Source organism: Halapricum desulfuricans (genome assembly GCF_017094525.1).
GTDB lineage: Archaea > Halobacteriota > Halobacteria > Halobacteriales > Haloarculaceae > Halapricum > Halapricum desulfuricans.
The window spans coordinates 1,801,283-1,815,093 of sequence record NZ_CP064788.1; the positions used below are offsets into that span (position 1 = coordinate 1,801,283).

At 66.4% G+C, this 13,811-nt stretch carries 16 protein-coding genes; 9 read left to right on the forward strand and 7 right to left on the reverse strand.

Going from position 1 to position 13,811, the window contains the following annotated elements; genetic code table 11:
• Nucleotides 1-80: 80 nt before the first annotated feature.
• Nucleotides 81-1,334, forward strand: coding sequence for a peptide chain release factor aRF-1 (gene prf1 / locus HSR122_RS09315; RefSeq protein WP_229109433.1), 1,254 nt, complete (start codon nt 81-83; stop codon nt 1,332-1,334).
• A gap of 164 nt (nt 1,335-1,498) precedes the next feature.
• On the opposite strand, the gene HSR122_RS09320 is transcribed toward prf1, so the two are convergent.
• Nucleotides 1,499-3,868 carry a methyl-accepting chemotaxis protein gene (locus HSR122_RS09320; RefSeq protein WP_229109434.1) on the reverse strand — a complete coding sequence of 790 codons (2,370 nt, stop codon included), beginning with the start codon at nt 3,866-3,868 and terminating at the stop codon, nt 1,499-1,501.
• Nucleotides 3,869-4,047: 179 nt separating this feature from the next.
• Nucleotides 4,048-4,440 carry a DUF6276 family protein gene (locus HSR122_RS09325; protein ID WP_229109435.1) on the reverse strand — a complete coding sequence of 131 codons (393 nt, stop codon included), beginning with the start codon at nt 4,438-4,440 and terminating at the stop codon, nt 4,048-4,050.
• A gap of 234 nt (nt 4,441-4,674) precedes the next feature.
• Here HSR122_RS09325 and HSR122_RS09330 point away from each other — a divergent pair, with 234 nt between their 5' ends.
• Nucleotides 4,675-5,202 (forward strand): DJ-1/PfpI family protein, encoded by a 528-nt coding sequence (locus HSR122_RS09330; RefSeq protein WP_229109436.1) that lies wholly within the window; start codon nt 4,675-4,677, stop codon nt 5,200-5,202.
• A 62-nt stretch (nt 5,203-5,264) separates the two neighbouring features.
• Here the strand turns inward: HSR122_RS09330 and HSR122_RS09335 are convergent, their stop codons facing one another.
• From HSR122_RS09335 to HSR122_RS09350, 4 genes are all read right to left on the reverse strand, one after another.
• Nucleotides 5,265-5,945: a V-type ATP synthase subunit D gene (locus tag HSR122_RS09335; RefSeq protein WP_229109437.1), complete on the reverse strand. Its 681-nt coding sequence runs from the start codon at nt 5,943-5,945 to the stop codon at nt 5,265-5,267.
• A gap of 72 nt (nt 5,946-6,017) precedes the next feature.
• On the reverse strand, nt 6,018-6,608 hold the full coding sequence (locus HSR122_RS09340; protein ID WP_229109438.1) for a DUF7411 family protein: 591 nt from the start codon (nt 6,606-6,608) through the stop codon (nt 6,018-6,020).
• A 1-nt stretch (nt 6,609) separates the two neighbouring features.
• Nucleotides 6,610-6,963, reverse strand: a complete 354-nt coding sequence (locus tag HSR122_RS09345) for a DNA-binding protein (RefSeq protein WP_229109439.1) — start codon at nt 6,961-6,963, stop codon at nt 6,610-6,612.
• A 377-nt stretch (nt 6,964-7,340) separates the two neighbouring features.
• The gene (locus HSR122_RS09350) at nt 7,341-9,089 is read right to left on the reverse strand and encodes a glutamate--tRNA ligase (protein ID WP_229109440.1); all 1,749 of its coding nucleotides are present in this window, start codon (nt 9,087-9,089) and stop codon (nt 7,341-7,343) included.
• Between the two features lie 92 nt (nt 9,090-9,181).
• Between HSR122_RS09350 and HSR122_RS09355 the strand changes: the two genes are divergently transcribed.
• From HSR122_RS09355 to HSR122_RS09375, 5 genes are all read left to right on the forward strand, one after another.
• A complete protein-coding gene (locus tag HSR122_RS09355) occupies nt 9,182-9,730 on the forward strand; it encodes an NUDIX hydrolase (protein ID WP_229109441.1) in 549 nt (182 codons plus the stop codon).
• Nucleotides 9,731-9,782: 52 nt separating this feature from the next.
• Entirely contained in the window at nt 9,783-10,145 is a 363-nt protein-coding gene (locus HSR122_RS09360; protein ID WP_229109442.1) for a DUF5810 domain-containing protein, read from the forward strand.
• 103 nt (nt 10,146-10,248) lie between these two features.
• A complete protein-coding gene (locus HSR122_RS09365; RefSeq protein WP_229109443.1) occupies nt 10,249-10,674 on the forward strand; it encodes a DUF5809 family protein in 426 nt (141 codons plus the stop codon).
• 1 nt (nt 10,675) lies between these two features.
• Nucleotides 10,676-11,110, forward strand: coding sequence for a hypothetical protein (locus HSR122_RS09370; RefSeq protein ID WP_229109444.1), 435 nt, complete (start codon nt 10,676-10,678; stop codon nt 11,108-11,110).
• Complete coding sequence (locus tag HSR122_RS09375; protein WP_229109445.1) at nt 11,107-11,646, forward strand: NUDIX hydrolase; 540 nt, start codon at nt 11,107-11,109, stop codon at nt 11,644-11,646. Before HSR122_RS09370 ends, HSR122_RS09375 begins: the two co-directional genes overlap by 4 nt.
• Nucleotides 11,647-11,709: 63 nt before the next feature.
• Here the strand turns inward: HSR122_RS09375 and HSR122_RS09380 are convergent, their stop codons facing one another.
• Nucleotides 11,710-12,447: a DUF429 domain-containing protein gene (locus HSR122_RS09380; RefSeq protein WP_229109446.1), complete on the reverse strand. Its 738-nt coding sequence runs from the start codon at nt 12,445-12,447 to the stop codon at nt 11,710-11,712.
• A gap of 119 nt (nt 12,448-12,566) precedes the next feature.
• Here HSR122_RS09380 and HSR122_RS09385 point away from each other — a divergent pair, with 119 nt between their 5' ends.
• A complete protein-coding gene (locus HSR122_RS09385; RefSeq protein ID WP_229109447.1) occupies nt 12,567-13,298 on the forward strand; it encodes a hypothetical protein in 732 nt (243 codons plus the stop codon).
• Nucleotides 13,299-13,407: 109 nt separating this feature from the next.
• Nucleotides 13,408-13,758 carry a hypothetical protein gene (locus tag HSR122_RS09390; RefSeq protein ID WP_229109448.1) on the forward strand — a complete coding sequence of 117 codons (351 nt, stop codon included), beginning with the start codon at nt 13,408-13,410 and terminating at the stop codon, nt 13,756-13,758.
• The last annotated feature ends 53 nt before the right edge of the window (nt 13,759-13,811 follow it).

A 13,811-nucleotide genomic window follows, 5' to 3' on the forward strand; every position in this document is an offset into this window, starting at 1 on the left:
CCCGTGTCAGTAGAAAACAACGTTTTCGGTCCGACGTGCGGTCAAAGCATACTTACCCCTCATCGGACTAGTAGCAGCCAATGAGCGAACAGGAAGCCGAGCAATCCGACCGGCAGAAATACGAGTTCCAGAAGGTCATCGAGGAACTCCAGGACTACCGCGGGTCGGGTACTCAGCTGGTCACTATCTACGTCCCCGAAGACAAGCAGATCAGCGACGTCGTTGCCCACGTCACCCAGGAGCACAGCGAAGCGAGCAACATCAAGTCCAAGGAGACCCGCACGAACGTGCAGGACGCCCTGAAATCGATCAAGGATCGACTGCGGTACTTCGATACCTATCCCCCCGAGAACGGGGTCGTCCTCTTTTCGGGCGCGGTCGACGCCGGCGGCGGCCAGACCGACATGATTACCCGCGTGCTGGAGAGTCCGCCCGACCCCATCGAGTCGTTCAGGTATCACTGCGACGCGGAGTTTCTCACCGAGCCCCTCGAGGACATGCTCGCCGACAAGGGGCTGTTCGGACTGGTCGTCCTCGATCGCCGCGAGGCCAACGTCGGCTGGCTCAAGGGCAAACGCGTCGAGCCCGTCAAGTCCGCCTCGTCGCTGGTGCCGGGCAAACAGCGCAAAGGTGGCCAGTCCGCCCAGCGGTTCGCCCGCCTCCGACTGGAGGCGATCGACAACTTCTATCAGGAGGTCGCCGAGATGGCCAACGACCTGTTCGTCCCCGAGCGCCACGACCTAGACGGCGTGCTCGTCGGCGGACCCTCACCGACGAAAGACGAGTTCCTCGACGGCGATTACCTCCATCACGAACTCCAGGACATGGTGCTGGGGAAGTTCGACGTCTCCTACACCGACGAGTCGGGGCTATACGATCTGGTCGACGCCGCCGAGGAGGTGCTGGCCGAGCACGAGATCCTCCAGGACAAGGAGGTCATGGAGACGTTCTTCAAGGAGTTACACGACGGCGAGAAGGCCACCTACGGCTTCGACCAGACCCGACAGAACCTCAACATGGGTGCCGTCGAGCAGTTGCTCATCAGCGAGGATCTCCGCAAGGACGTGCTCACCTACGAGTGTTCGAACGGCCACACCGACTACGAACTGATCGATACGACGGCGGACACCGACCCGCACACCTGCTCAACCTGCGGCGAGGACGTTCCGACCGAAGAAGCCGAGCGGGAGGACGCCATCGAACACCTCATGGAACTGGCCGAACAGCGCGGCACCGAGACGGTGTTCGTCTCGACTGACTTTGAAAAAGGTGAGCAACTGCTGACGGCCTTCGGCGGCATCGCGGGTATTCTGCGGTATTCGACCGGCGTGTGATCCCGGAGGACCGGTCCGCCGCGAACGGGCGTCAGATCAGGGGAGACGGTCGCAACGTCGGTGCGACGACGCTCACGGCGAACCGACGGGTGGGTCGAGCACCCACGATGGGATTTTTGCCTGGATGAAAATGCGTTCACCCCAATATAATTGGTATCGGCGGCTCAGTGCTCGTCTTCGCTGCTTTCGGTTTCAGCGCTGCCACCGTCACTGGTAAGTGCCGGCTGATCAGGTGCCTCGAGAGCTGCCGTCTCCTCGACGTCGAACCGATCGAGTTCGTCGCGGAGGTTGCCGACCTGTCTGGAGAGGTCCTCGACGCGCTCGACGGCGTCTCCGATAGCGGCTGACTGGGACTGTGTCGACGCTGCCACGTGTTCGATGTCCTCGGCGGTTCCGTCCGTGAGGTCTGCCACGCGGTCGACCATCTCGGCGACCTCCTGGGTCGCCCGTGACTGGTCGTCGGTCGCGTTTTTGATCTCCTGTACACCCGCGTTCGTGTCCTCGGCGCGGTCGGCGATGTCGTCGAACGCCCGCAAGGCCTGTTCGACGGTTTCGCTCCCGTCCGCGATGCGCTCGCGCATTTCGTGTATCTCCTCGACCGTCCCGTCACTCCGTCGCTGGACATCCTCGATCACGTCGCTGATCTCCCCGACAGCGTTCTGCGTCTCCTCGGCCAGACTCTTCACTTCGTCCGCGACCACGGCGAACCCGTCACCACTCTCGCCGGCGCCCGCACGCGCCGCCTCGATGTTGGCGTTGAGCGCGAGCATGTTCGTCTGCTCTGCGATGTCGGTGATGAACTCGACGATCTCGCCGATCTGTTCCATGCCGTCGTTCAGTTCCTCGATCGCGTCGACGGCGACCTGACTCTGCTGTTGGATCTCAGCGAGTTCGTCGAGGGCCTCGCTGGCGGCCTGCTGTCCCTGTTCGCTCGCGCTCGTGGTCCGGCTGGCGTTTTCCGCCACCTGGTCGGCCGTCGCAGCGACCTCCTCGATCGTCGCCGACAGCTGTGTCGTCTCGTCGGCGACGTCCGCGACGTGGCGCTGCTGTTCGTCGGCGTCCTGCTGGATCTGCTGGGTCGTCTCCGCGATGTCGTCGCTCGCATCACGAATATTCCGGATGTCCTGACTGGCCTCTCGGCTGCGCGTGTCGACAGCGTCGGCGAACGACTGGATCTCGACGATCGTTGACTCCCACTGTTCGAGCATCGTGTTGAACGACTCGGCGATTGAGCGCATCGCCTCGTTATCCGCGTCGGTCGACATTCGCTGACTGAGGTCGCCGTCGGCACACGCTTGCATGACTGTCTCGTAGTCCTGTGCCTGTTGCTGGAGCTGTCGGGCCAGCTGTTCGGCCTGCTGTTGTGCCTGTTCGGCCTCGGCCCGTGCGGTCTCTGCCTGTTCGCGGGCCGATTGGGCGTCGGATTTGGCCCGCTCCGCGTCCTCTATCTTGCCGACCAGCGAGTCGCGCATCGTGGCGATCGAGTCAAACAGCTGTCCGATCTCGTCGCCCCGACCGGAGTCGATATCGACGTCGAATTCGCCCTGCTCGACCGCGCTCGCCTTCGCCGAGAGGCGATCGATCGCGGCCACCGTGTTCCGGCCGAACACCCCGCCGACGACGAGTAGCCCGAGAAGCGCCAGCCCGGTAAACAGGTACACGCCTCGCTGGACGTCCGAGACGAGCCCGTAAGCCTGGTCAGTCGGCGCGTGGACGACCACGACCCAGTCGCTGCCGAAATCCGGTGCGTTGCGCTCGCCCGAGGGAGCGAACCCGACCAGGTGATCTGTCTCCGGAGCGAAGCCACTCTCCGGAGCGTGTTCCGGACCGACCGTCATCGAGTCGCTCACGGTTCGTGCTGGGAGTTCCCGAACACGGCTCAGAACGGGGCTGTCACCCGGATACTGCGTGCCGACGGCCGCTGCCTGCGGCGTGTCGTACATCACGATCGTGTCGTCGCTGTCGACGACCATCGTGTACGAATCGTCTATCTCGGCGTCGGACCCGCCCGAGAGGATCCGGTTGCCGACAGATTCGACGTCGTAGACGGCGACGAGCAGTCGGCCGTCTCCGAGTTCGGTCGTGAACGCGACGGCGTGATACTCGCCTTCGGCGACGTACAGTTCGGACACGTCGACATCACCGATCTCGAAATCGGGTTCGCGCGCCCAGCCGACGTCGCCGTCGTCGACGGTCTCCCCGACTTTCACGGACCGGGAGGAGTGTTCGATCGTGTTCGTCTCGGGATCGACCACGTGTACCAGCGTCAGCGCGGACCGCTCGGACACGTCGGTCCGGTACGTTTTGAGGTGATCGTTGATCGCTTCGTCGCTGGCGCTGGCTTCCGGCAGATTCCGTTCGAGAGTCCGCATCTCGACGGCGCTGCTCGCAAGCCAGTTGTCGAGCGACTGTGCGTTCGCCGTCGCAGTCGACTCGAAGTCCCGGTCGACGCTCTGTTCGACCTGATCGGCCATGACGGTCGTCGCCCCGATCCCCACAATCGCGACGAGCAAACCGATGAACAGGATCACCATACCGAATTTCGCCGCGTAATTCTCCCGAACTACTCCGGGCACGACGCGTCTGTAGACCCCCACCCCAATCCGGCCGACACGCGCGACCAGTTGGCGTGGCTGCTCCAACATGACTGGAATTGACAACACACGTTGTTATAATATTTTCCACGTGAGAACCGGCACACGTGGCAGTGTCGTCACAGCAATTGTTCGAGCTGTCGCCTGCGACCGTCGAGGTCGACGTGACTGTCGACAGTCGGATCAGCGGCGAGCCGGTCGACGACGAGCATCGGATCGGTTCCAGCACGCTCGACTGCGTCGAACAGCGTCGCGATCTCCGAGCGATACAGCGCGAACCGATCGAGCAGTCCGACCGCCAGCGCCATCGGAACGGCCGCGTCGGGATTTGTCGGGAACGCGTCGCTGATTCGCTGGCAGTCGGGCTGGCCCGTCGGTGGATCGGCAACGGGCCGTAACGTGAGACAGTGCGTACAGACACCGACACCGGCTTCGTCGCCGGGCAACAGCTCCCGGAACTGCTTGGGCACTTCGAACGCTACGACCGCCGAGCCACACTCGGGACAGTCCATATCCGGTTCTGACGGCGCGCGTATTTCATACTGCCGGCTACACGTTCGGGCCACGGCCGGACGGCCGAGGGAACCCGGACCGTGCGTCCGGGCCGCTGCGCGACGGTTGCGGAGCACGACCCCACAAAAGATTATGCACAAACCTCGCGTAGTTCGACGTGGCGCTGGAATGCGGTCTGACGGCCAGTGGTGACGCGGCGGCTGTCAGACGCGTGTGACCGGCGGTGATCGAACATGAAACTCGAAGAGAAACACATCGCCATGTTGGTCGGCCCCGGATACGAGGACCTGGAGTTCTGGGCCGTCTACATGCGTATGAAAGAGGAAGGCGCACAGATCGACGTCGTCGGGATGGAAGCCGGCGTCGAATACACGAGCAAGAGCGGCGGACTCACCGCCGAGACCGATCTCGCGGCCGCGGACGTCGACCCGGATGACGTGGACGCGGTCCTCGTTCCCGGCGGCTGGGCACCCGACAAGATCCGCCGCGACGAGTCGGTCCTCGAACTCGTCCGCGAGGTCTCCGAGGACCACAAGATCGTCGGCATGATCTGTCACGCCGGACTGGTCGGCATCTCCGCGGGCATCGTCGAGGGATCGGACGCGACGGGCTCGCGCGGCATCAAAGACGACCTCGAAAACGCCGGGGCGACCTGGGTCGACGAACCGGCGTTCCGGGACGGCAACCTCGTCTGGGGTCGCGTCGTCGCCGACATCCCGGAGTACTGCCGCGTACTGGTAGACGCGCTGGAAAAACAGTAACCGATCGATAACTGCGATCGGCCAATAGCGCCGAATCGATCGTCAGTCGCTGATCGAACGACTCAGTCGTCGGCCGAGACGGGCTCTGCCTGGGCGGCCTCCCGTTCGGCGCGCTCTTCGGCCTCTTTCTTGTCCTTGATCTTTTTCATCCGGAAGATCTCTTCGCGTTCCTGCTCTTCGAGCTTCTGCTCGATGTACTCCTTGTTCGAGCGGAGTTCGGGCAGGAGCTTGAACTCCAGGGCGTTGACGCGACGCTTGGTCGTCTCGATCTCGTCGAGCAGTTCCTTCATCGCGGTCTCGACCTCGGCGGCGAGGATGATCTGTTCGAGCAGTTCCTCGTAAGCCTCGGCCGCGGCGTCGATCCGGCCGGACGTGCCGAGCACGCCGTACCCGCGCTGGTCGAGCGTCTTCCGGACGCTCGTCGACTCGATCTGCGGGACGACCACGCCCATGATGTTCTTCGACTGGGTCGTGATTTCGGGATGCTCCTTCAGTGCGGCCGCTGCACCCCGAACGGCGATGTCGCCGTCCATCGCCCGGGCCATGTTCAGTCGCTGCTGTGCCGTCTCGTAGGTGTCTTCCAGATCCGAGCGGACGTCCTGTGCCTGATCCAGGATGTCCATGAACTCCATGATGAGGCCGTCGCGCTTCTTCTCGAGGGTGTCGTGCCCCCGCTCGGAGAGCTCGATCCGGTCCTCGATCGCCATGAGGTTCTTCCGGGTCGGTTTGACGTCCGTAGCCATTTGCGCGCTAGTTCCGGCTACGGTGACTTACACCTTTCCACTTCCTCGGTCACTGCTCCCGTGGACGACCCGTCACTGCCGGCCGCGAACGCGCGTCTGGACGTGCTCGGGGAAACACTCCTCGACAGTCGCCTGACCGTACTCCTCGGCGATGACGGCCCGGATCTCCGTCTCGTAGTCGGCTTTCGGAACTGTCTCGCTCGGCCCGGACTCCACGTCGAGGTGCGTCTCGACGAGCCGATCGACCGCCCCGCGACCGAAGCCCGTCAGCGGCGAGAGGTAGTCGATCCCGTGTCGATCTTCCAGGCTCTGGGCGAACGCGCGCGGGATCGTCGGCACCCGATCGTCCCGGCGCGTCCCGTCGGCGACGGTGTCGTACCCAAGCGCGGCGACTTCCTCCAGGGCGTGCTCGTGGATCGCCTGGATGCCGTTGCGCGGGAACCCGTCGGCGACGACCCGCTCGGCGGCCTCGCGGACGATCCGCTCTTCGAGTCCGACCCGTTCGAACGGCAAGTCGACGGCTTCGGCCGCCTCGCGAGCGTGGACGGCGCTGTCGGCGAGGCCGGCGGTCGCACAGACCAGTGTCACGTCGTAGAACGGCTCCAGGAGCAACGCCGCCAGCGTCGAGTCCTTGCCACCGCTGAAGCAGACGGCCGCGTCCATCTCACCGGTGGCGGATGTTGAAGCTCTTCGAATCCGGCGTGAGTTGCTTGAGCAGATCTCGCATCTGGTCCTCGTCGATCTGCTCGCCGCCCAGCCGGCCGCTCTGGGCCAGCGCGACGATCTGCTGTTCGACCTGCTCGGCGATGTCCGGCTTGGACATTTTGACCGTATTCAGCCGCTTTCGCGCCCCGTCGGTGAGGTGCTGGCGAAGGACGGCCTTGCGCTGGGCCTCGGCCTGCTCCTGTGCCGCCTGCCTGGCCTCGTCGTCACCCCCGCCTTCGGCCTGATCGCGCAACTGTTCCATCTTTTCCTGGCGAAGCTCCTCGAGTTCGTCGTCGCTTGGCTCGCCACTCATTGTATTCGTGGGTAGGATTTCGGCACTCGAAAGTCTTTCCCAAGAAAGCCCTCGGCGGGTGCTGGCGCACCCGCCTCGCCCTTTGCATGTCCGCCAGGCCCGCCTTGCGGTGCCGCGCCGATCGGCGCGGCATCCGCCCGGGTTACGCCGGCGCTTTCCGCAGTCGCGGCCGCCGTGGCCGCGACCGGACCGCGCCGCTCGCCGCGGCCGCACCGCCACCGCGACCGCGCCCCGTTCCTCCCCGGACGCGCGGATGAAACCGCGCGTCGGCATCCTGGCGGCAATCGACCGGAATCGCGCGTCGGCATCCTGGCGGCAATCGACCGGAATCGCGCGTCGGCATCCTGGCCGCACCGCAGTGGCACGTCCCGGCCCCGTCAGGGATGAGCGAAGTACGTCACCAGTTCGTCATCGGACTCCGGCAGGGCGTCGATCCGGACGAACCCGACCCGGACGAACTGCACCATCTCGTCGGACTCGTAGTCCGTGAGTCCGGGTTCGGCGTAGCCGGTCACGTCGCCGTCCATCGTCCGCATGCGCGTCGGGACCGCGCCCTCGGCGGGGACCCAGTGGATCACCTCGACGTCGCCCTCTCGCACGACCTCGATGTCGTCGTCGGTGCACTCGAAGGCGTCCCCGGTGTGGCGAACGCAGCCGTAGCCTTTCAGCCAGACGCGCTCGCCCTCTGCGGGCACGTCTCCGGCCTCGACCAGCACCGCGTCCTCGACGGGGATCTCGCGTCGACCGCGGTCCTCGTTGGGGTGGACCGGGGGCTGACCGGCGTCTGGACCGCCGACGATCGGCTTCTCGACGGCCGGCCCGATTTCGTCGTCGCCCGCGTGCGAGTCACGGACGAAGAACGCCCGATCGGCCTCCTCGTCGATCAGTTCGCGGTTGTTCGCGTAGATCGAGGTCATCGACAGATCGACGTTGCTGGTGGAGGTGCCCAGTTCGGCCATCGCGTCGACAATGGCCTCGCCCCTGATCCCGCGGCGCCTGAGGCTCTTGAGGGTGGGGGCGCGCGGATCGTCCCAGCCGTCGAGTGCGCCCGCCTCGATCTTCGCCTTGATCGTCGAGGTGCTCATCGAGACGTCGTAGGCGTCGACCTGGACGTGCCCCCAGTGGATGACCTCCGGATAGTCCCAGCCGAAGTAGTCGTAGACGAACCCCTGGCGCTTGGCGGAGTCCTGCAGGTCGATCCCGCGGATGATGTGAGTGACGCCCGTGAGGTGGTCGTCGATCCCGCTCTGGAAGTCCAGCATCGGCCAGCACCGATACTCGCTGGCTTCCTCGCGTGGGTGGGGCGTGTCGATCATCCGGAAGGCGACCCAGTCCCGCAGCGCGGGGTTCTTGTGCTCGATGTCGGTTTTCACCCGCAGGACGATCTCGCCCGACTCGTACTCGCCGTCGACCATCGCCTCGAACTCCTCGCGGGTCCGCTCGGGGTCTTTCTCGCGGTGCGGACAGGCCTCGCCGCTGTTCTTGAGGTCGGAGAACGCCTCCTGTGGGCACGTGCAGGTGTAGGCACCGCCCTGCTCGATCAGTTCTCGGGCGTGATCGTAGTAGGTCTCCAGGCGGTCGCTGGCCCGCAATACCTCGTCCGGCTCGAACCCGAGGTAGTCGACGTCGTCGAGGATCGCGTCGTAGGCGTCGAGGTCCGGGCGTTTCGTCTCCGGATCGGTGTCGTCGAACCGGACGATGAACGAACCGTCGTACCGTTGCTTGTAGGTCCCGATGACGGCGGGCATCCGGGCGTGACCGATGTGCCAGGGGCCGTTCGGGTTCGGGGCGGCGCGCATCCGGACCTCGTCGTAGTCCTCGGCGTTGGGTAGGTCCGGGAGCGTGCGTTCGTCCGCCTCGTCGTCGCGTTCGAGTGCCTCGAGACGCTCGGGCGCGAGTTCGCCGAGGCGATCGCGCTTTTCCTCGGCGTCCATGTCGTTGACGCGTTCGACGACGGGTGCGACGACGCCGGCGATCTGGTCGCCGTACTCGCGGAACTCGGGGTTGTCGCCCATCAGCGGGCCCATGATCGCTCCGACCTGTGCGTCGCTGTCGTGTTTGAGGGCGTTGAACAGCGCGTCGATCTCGGCGGCCTCCTCGACGCGGTCGCGGATCTCCTCGTCCATGCCGCCCGATTGCAGGCGGCGGGTCAAAACGCTCCCGGGTTGGGCTCGCGACCATCCACAATCAGTTTGTCCTCCGGCCCGACAGTACGAGTATGACCGACAGCGACCTGACGTGGGAGTGCCTCGAGAGCGAGACCGTCTACACCTGCCCGGGGTTCGACGTGATCAACGAGACCGTCAGGCTGCCCGACGGCACCGAGACGGACTTCGATTACGTCGCCGAGGGCGACAGCGTCGTGGTCCTCCCGTTCACTACCGACGGCGAGGTCGTCGTCATCGAGGAGTGGCGCGAGCCGGTCCGGCGAGTCAACTACGGGCTGCCCGCCGGCGGGGTCGAACCCGACGATAGCGAGCCCGCGGCGGCGGTCGAGCGCGAACTCGCCGAGGAGACGGGCTACGAGGCCGGACGGGTCGAACACCTCACCACCGTCGAACCGGCCAACGGCTTCGCCGACACGGTCTTTCACTACTTTCTCGCCGAGGGGTGTACCCCCACGGCCGAGCGCGATCTGGACCACGACGAGTCGATCGACGTGACGACGACTTCCTTCGAGGACCTCCTCGCCGCCGTCCGCGAAGGCGAACTGCGCGACGGCCGCGCCGCGCTGGGGATCCTGTACTATCATGCCTTCCAGCGGTGAGGGTCACAAGCGAGCCAACAGTCGTATCACTCGCTCGCTCCACTGATCGGACATGGCGTATCGCTGTCCAGTCTGTGAGGCGGTACAGGCCGACGCCGAGCACCTGGCGAACCATCTGGCGTTCACGGCAGTCATCCGCGGGGGCGACCACGAGGCGTGGCTCGACGAGCGCTTCGCCGACTGGGGCGAGGACGATCCGGAGACGCTCGCGGCCCGGGTGCGCAAACGCGACGCGGTCGAGGCCGTCGACCACCCGATCGACGAGATGGACGTCCGCGATTCCGAAGTCGGGGCCGGCGAAGGCGTCCCGAATTCCGGGCAGCACGCACTCGACGGTGACGCGCTCGATGAGGAAGCACGGGAGATCCTCGCGCGAGCGCGGGAACTGACCCGCCGGATCGAAGACGAGGGGTGATCCGCCGAATCGGAGACGACGGGTCCAGCCGCATCGAGGGCGGCGGTTCGGGCGAGGACCGAGAGGCGAAACGGACTAGACGCTGTGGCCCGGAGGGGACGGCATGGAACGCGAGGGGCAGTTCGCGCCGGAGACGCTCGAGGCGGCGCGCGAACGCTACGAGGCGCTGGGATCGACCGCGCAGGTCGTCGTCAGAGAGGTCGCGAAGGCCATGGAACTCGACCGGGAGACGTATCGCGACCGCGTCACGAGCGACGTGATCGAGACCGCTCGAGAGGTCCTGTTCGCCGAATCACTCGCCGTGACTGTCGGCACTCGCGAGGAGTTCGACGCGTGGCGCGTGGACCACCCCGACTACGAGGTCCGTGAGATCGGCAGCGAGAACGTCCGGCAGGTCGCCTGGCACGCGGCCCCTTTCGCGGAGACGGTCGTCGCCGCGACCTTCCAGGACGAGCGCGAGGCCGCCGTCGGGACGCTCCGCCGGCAGGCGTTCGGCGACGTCTACCGGGACGCCCTGCGGGGAGGCTGACATGCGACCGATCGCGCGGAACTTCCTGCTGGGCGTGCTCGCGGTGGTCGTACTGCTGCTCGCGCTCGGCGCGCTGCCGGGGGTGCTCAAGAGCGGCGACCCCTACTATCTCACGGCGACACCCGTCGATGCGGACGAGTTGACGACGGACCACCGTTCCGGTGCCGTCGATGCGGCCACCCTCTCGGAGCGACGCTACGAGTACACCACCGCGGCGCTGGCCGACGCGACGAACGGGACGGGCTACGCCGACCCGTACTGGCGCGGCCCCGTCGGGATCAAGGGCGCGTTCACCCACTCGCCGTTCGACGAGTTGAGCGCGCTCCGCTCGAACTACCCCGCCGCGGCCGACGGCGACGCGGTCTTCGTCCGGGCGAACGCGACCGCCGGGGAGAGCGTCACGTTTTACAGGCTGAACACGACACAGAGACCATGAGCAACGACACACACGACTGGCCGATCGTCGAATCGGAAATCGAGTACGAGACGGGATGGTACACCGGCGGCTACGACCTCGTCGAGCAACCCGACGGCTCGCACAAGCGCTACTACTGGGCGGAACTGCCGCCCGCCGCGGTGGTCGTGCCCGTGACCGACGACACGGTCGTGATGGTCGAGCAGTACCGACCGACGATCGGCGAGCACTGTCTGGAACTGCCGGCGGGGATCGTCGAGGACGGCGAGTCGTTCACGACCGCCGGCGCGCGCGAACTCCGCGAGGAGACCGGCTTCGATCCGTCCGGGACCGCTCTGCTGGAGTCGTTCTGGACGGCGACCGGCGTGCTCCGCCACGAGCGCGGGATCGTCTTCGCCGAAGGGCTAGAGCCAGTCGAGATGAGCCACGACGACAACGAGTTCCTCGACGTGCGGCCGGTCCCGGTCGAGGAGGCGCTCGAACGAGCGCGCGAACCGCCCGCGAACGACGCAACGCTCGAAGGACTGCTGCTCGCAAGAGAGGACGGGTTGCTCTGACGCTTCCGCGCCCCGAAGCGCGCGGTTTCCACGCGCCGGGCGAGTCGATACCAGCGTGAACGCTCACCGACGACCGGCGTAGACGATCTGCATCGGCAGTCCCTCGGCGTCGAGCGGCGGGTCGTCCGGCAGCGTCCGGAAGTCTCCGGCGCCGCGTTTCGCCGCCAGCGCCAGTCCCATCGCGTCGAGCAGGTCGTCCCGGTTCGACTCGCCGATCCGTCGTGCCCACTGGGGCTGTGATTCGATCAGCGACTCCTCGAAGTCCTCGTAGACGCCTGCGATCGAGTCGTCGACGGCTTCGAGCACTGTGCGCCGGGCTTCGAGCCCGTCCGCGTCGTGTTTCGAGGGGAGCGATTCGCCTCCCCCCAGTGCACGGAAGCAGACCTCCGGATGGGACTCCAGAATCGTCGCTTCGGCGTCGACCCCGTCGCGGAGGAGCCGGTCGACCTCCCGGATGCGCGGGATCAGTCCCCACGCCTGACTGGAGAGGCTGTCCCCGCGGCAATCCTCGTTTTCCTGCTTGGCTCGCTCGTAGGTCGGGGCCTCGACGGCCGCCCGACACGGCGTCCAGAAGACGCTGCTCGATCGCTCCCCGAGGAACGCCTTGGCCTGTCGGTCGCATTCCCGGCGTTCCGCCTCGGGGAGTCCGATCGGGACGTCGACCAGAATCGCCGCCGCATCGCGGTGGGCGAACCAGACGCTGTGCATCGACGGGTGCATCTGCGCCGTCCACTCCTCGCCGTCGGTGGCGACGGTCAACCAGCCGCGCGACGCCCAGTCGACGCCGACGTATCGGGCCATGTCCGATCGTTTGTGGCCCGGAACAGTAAATCCCGTCCCGTCACCGCACTTGGAGGACCGCCTATCGGTGTCTGACCGGTCGGTGGGTTTTACTGCCGAGGCGTCGTGACTGGAGACGAATGATCGTCGTCGCCACGGCGGATTTCGAGGTCTACCACGGGGTCGTCACGGCGCTGCGCGACCGCAGCGTCGAGTTCACCACGGTCGAACCCGGCGAGCAGTTGCCGGATCGCACGTCGCTGGTGATCGTCGGCCCCGGCGAGTCCGTCGAGACGCCCCCGGACGTGCCGATCGTGACTGGCGACCCGGAGACGCCACGCCGTGCGGTCGAGGAGGCGCTCGCGCGGCTCAGGGGCGGGCACGGGCGGACGGTCGTCGGCATCGATCCCGGCGAGAAGCCGGGGATCGCCGTCCTCACGGGCGAGGTCGTCGTCGCGGCGTTTCAGGTGCCGGCCGCCGAGGCCGCCGGGGTCGTCGCCCGGGAACTCGAGGACGCGGTCGACCCGCTGGTGCGGATCGGCGACGGCGCGCGGCTGGTCGGCGCGCGGGTCATCGACGACATCGACGCGCCGATCGAACTGGTCGACGAGACCGGGACGACCCCGTATCTCGGGACCGGTGCACGCGGGATGGGCGACGTGCTGGCAGCGGTCAACATCGCGCGCATGGAGGGCGAACCGATCGACTCGCGCGACGTCAAGCCCACGGCCGGGGAGATCCAGCGGATCAAAGACCGCTCGCGGGAGGCGAGCGAGACCAACCGCGCGATCGACGAGGAACTCGCCCGGCGCGTCGCAGTCGGCGACCTCTCGATCGAGGAGGCGCTGGCCGAACACCGCAACGCGGAGTGACGGCCGTCTGCAGGTCAACTACTTTGGCAGTCGGCGACGAAGTACGAGTACCGATCGTTCGGAACACGCGACAGCAGCTGTCGGGTGACACCGACGCGACCGGCGACAGATGACGCGCTACGAGACCTTCGTCGAGGACGGGACTGTCTACGTCGGCCACGAGGAGCGACTGGAGATCGGCCCGGTCGAGGACATCGTGGACGTCGTCGGCGGACCGGCCTGGACGATCCAGTATACCGAGGCCGAAAAGCGACGCCACCCCGGGATGGACACCTCGGACGAGGGGTTGACGGTCGACGTCGTGGACATGCTCCAGACGATGACGCACGGCGAGCGGTTCGTCGAAACGCTGGCCGCCCACCCGGCCGAGATACCGTCCGACGACCCCGATGCGATCGCGCCGCGGACGGGGCTGTTCGTCGGCAAACTGCTTGAGAACCTCGAGAACGGGCTGGACTAGGCGGGGCGTGACGGCAGCCATCTCGCCCGCCCGACCGATTCGAAGCCGAGACA

Bases quoted from the DNA above. Each gene is read 5' to 3' on its own strand.
- prf1 (WP_229109433.1), top strand. From the start codon at position 81: ATGAGCGAACAGGAAGCCGAGCAATCCGACCGGCAGAAATACGAGTTC.
- HSR122_RS09320 (WP_229109434.1), bottom strand. From the start codon at position 3,868: ATGGTGATCCTGTTCATCGGTTTGCTCGTCGCGATTGTGGGGATCGGG.
- HSR122_RS09325 (WP_229109435.1), bottom strand. From the start codon at position 4,440: ATGGACTGTCCCGAGTGTGGCTCGGCGGTCGTAGCGTTCGAAGTGCCC.
- HSR122_RS09330 (WP_229109436.1), top strand. From the start codon at position 4,675: ATGAAACTCGAAGAGAAACACATCGCCATGTTGGTCGGCCCCGGATAC.
- HSR122_RS09335 (WP_229109437.1), bottom strand. From the start codon at position 5,945: ATGGCTACGGACGTCAAACCGACCCGGAAGAACCTCATGGCGATCGAG.
- HSR122_RS09340 (WP_229109438.1), bottom strand. From the start codon at position 6,608: ATGGACGCGGCCGTCTGCTTCAGCGGTGGCAAGGACTCGACGCTGGCG.
- HSR122_RS09345 (WP_229109439.1), bottom strand. From the start codon at position 6,963: ATGAGTGGCGAGCCAAGCGACGACGAACTCGAGGAGCTTCGCCAGGAA.
- HSR122_RS09350 (WP_229109440.1), bottom strand. From the start codon at position 9,089: ATGGACGAGGAGATCCGCGACCGCGTCGAGGAGGCCGCCGAGATCGAC.
- HSR122_RS09355 (WP_229109441.1), top strand. From the start codon at position 9,182: ATGACCGACAGCGACCTGACGTGGGAGTGCCTCGAGAGCGAGACCGTC.
- HSR122_RS09360 (WP_229109442.1), top strand. From the start codon at position 9,783: ATGGCGTATCGCTGTCCAGTCTGTGAGGCGGTACAGGCCGACGCCGAG.
- HSR122_RS09365 (WP_229109443.1), top strand. From the start codon at position 10,249: ATGGAACGCGAGGGGCAGTTCGCGCCGGAGACGCTCGAGGCGGCGCGC.
- HSR122_RS09370 (WP_229109444.1), top strand. From the start codon at position 10,676: ATGCGACCGATCGCGCGGAACTTCCTGCTGGGCGTGCTCGCGGTGGTC.
- HSR122_RS09375 (WP_229109445.1), top strand. From the start codon at position 11,107: ATGAGCAACGACACACACGACTGGCCGATCGTCGAATCGGAAATCGAG.
- HSR122_RS09380 (WP_229109446.1), bottom strand. From the start codon at position 12,447: ATGGCCCGATACGTCGGCGTCGACTGGGCGTCGCGCGGCTGGTTGACC.
- HSR122_RS09385 (WP_229109447.1), top strand. From the start codon at position 12,567: ATGATCGTCGTCGCCACGGCGGATTTCGAGGTCTACCACGGGGTCGTC.
- HSR122_RS09390 (WP_229109448.1), top strand. From the start codon at position 13,408: ATGACGCGCTACGAGACCTTCGTCGAGGACGGGACTGTCTACGTCGGC.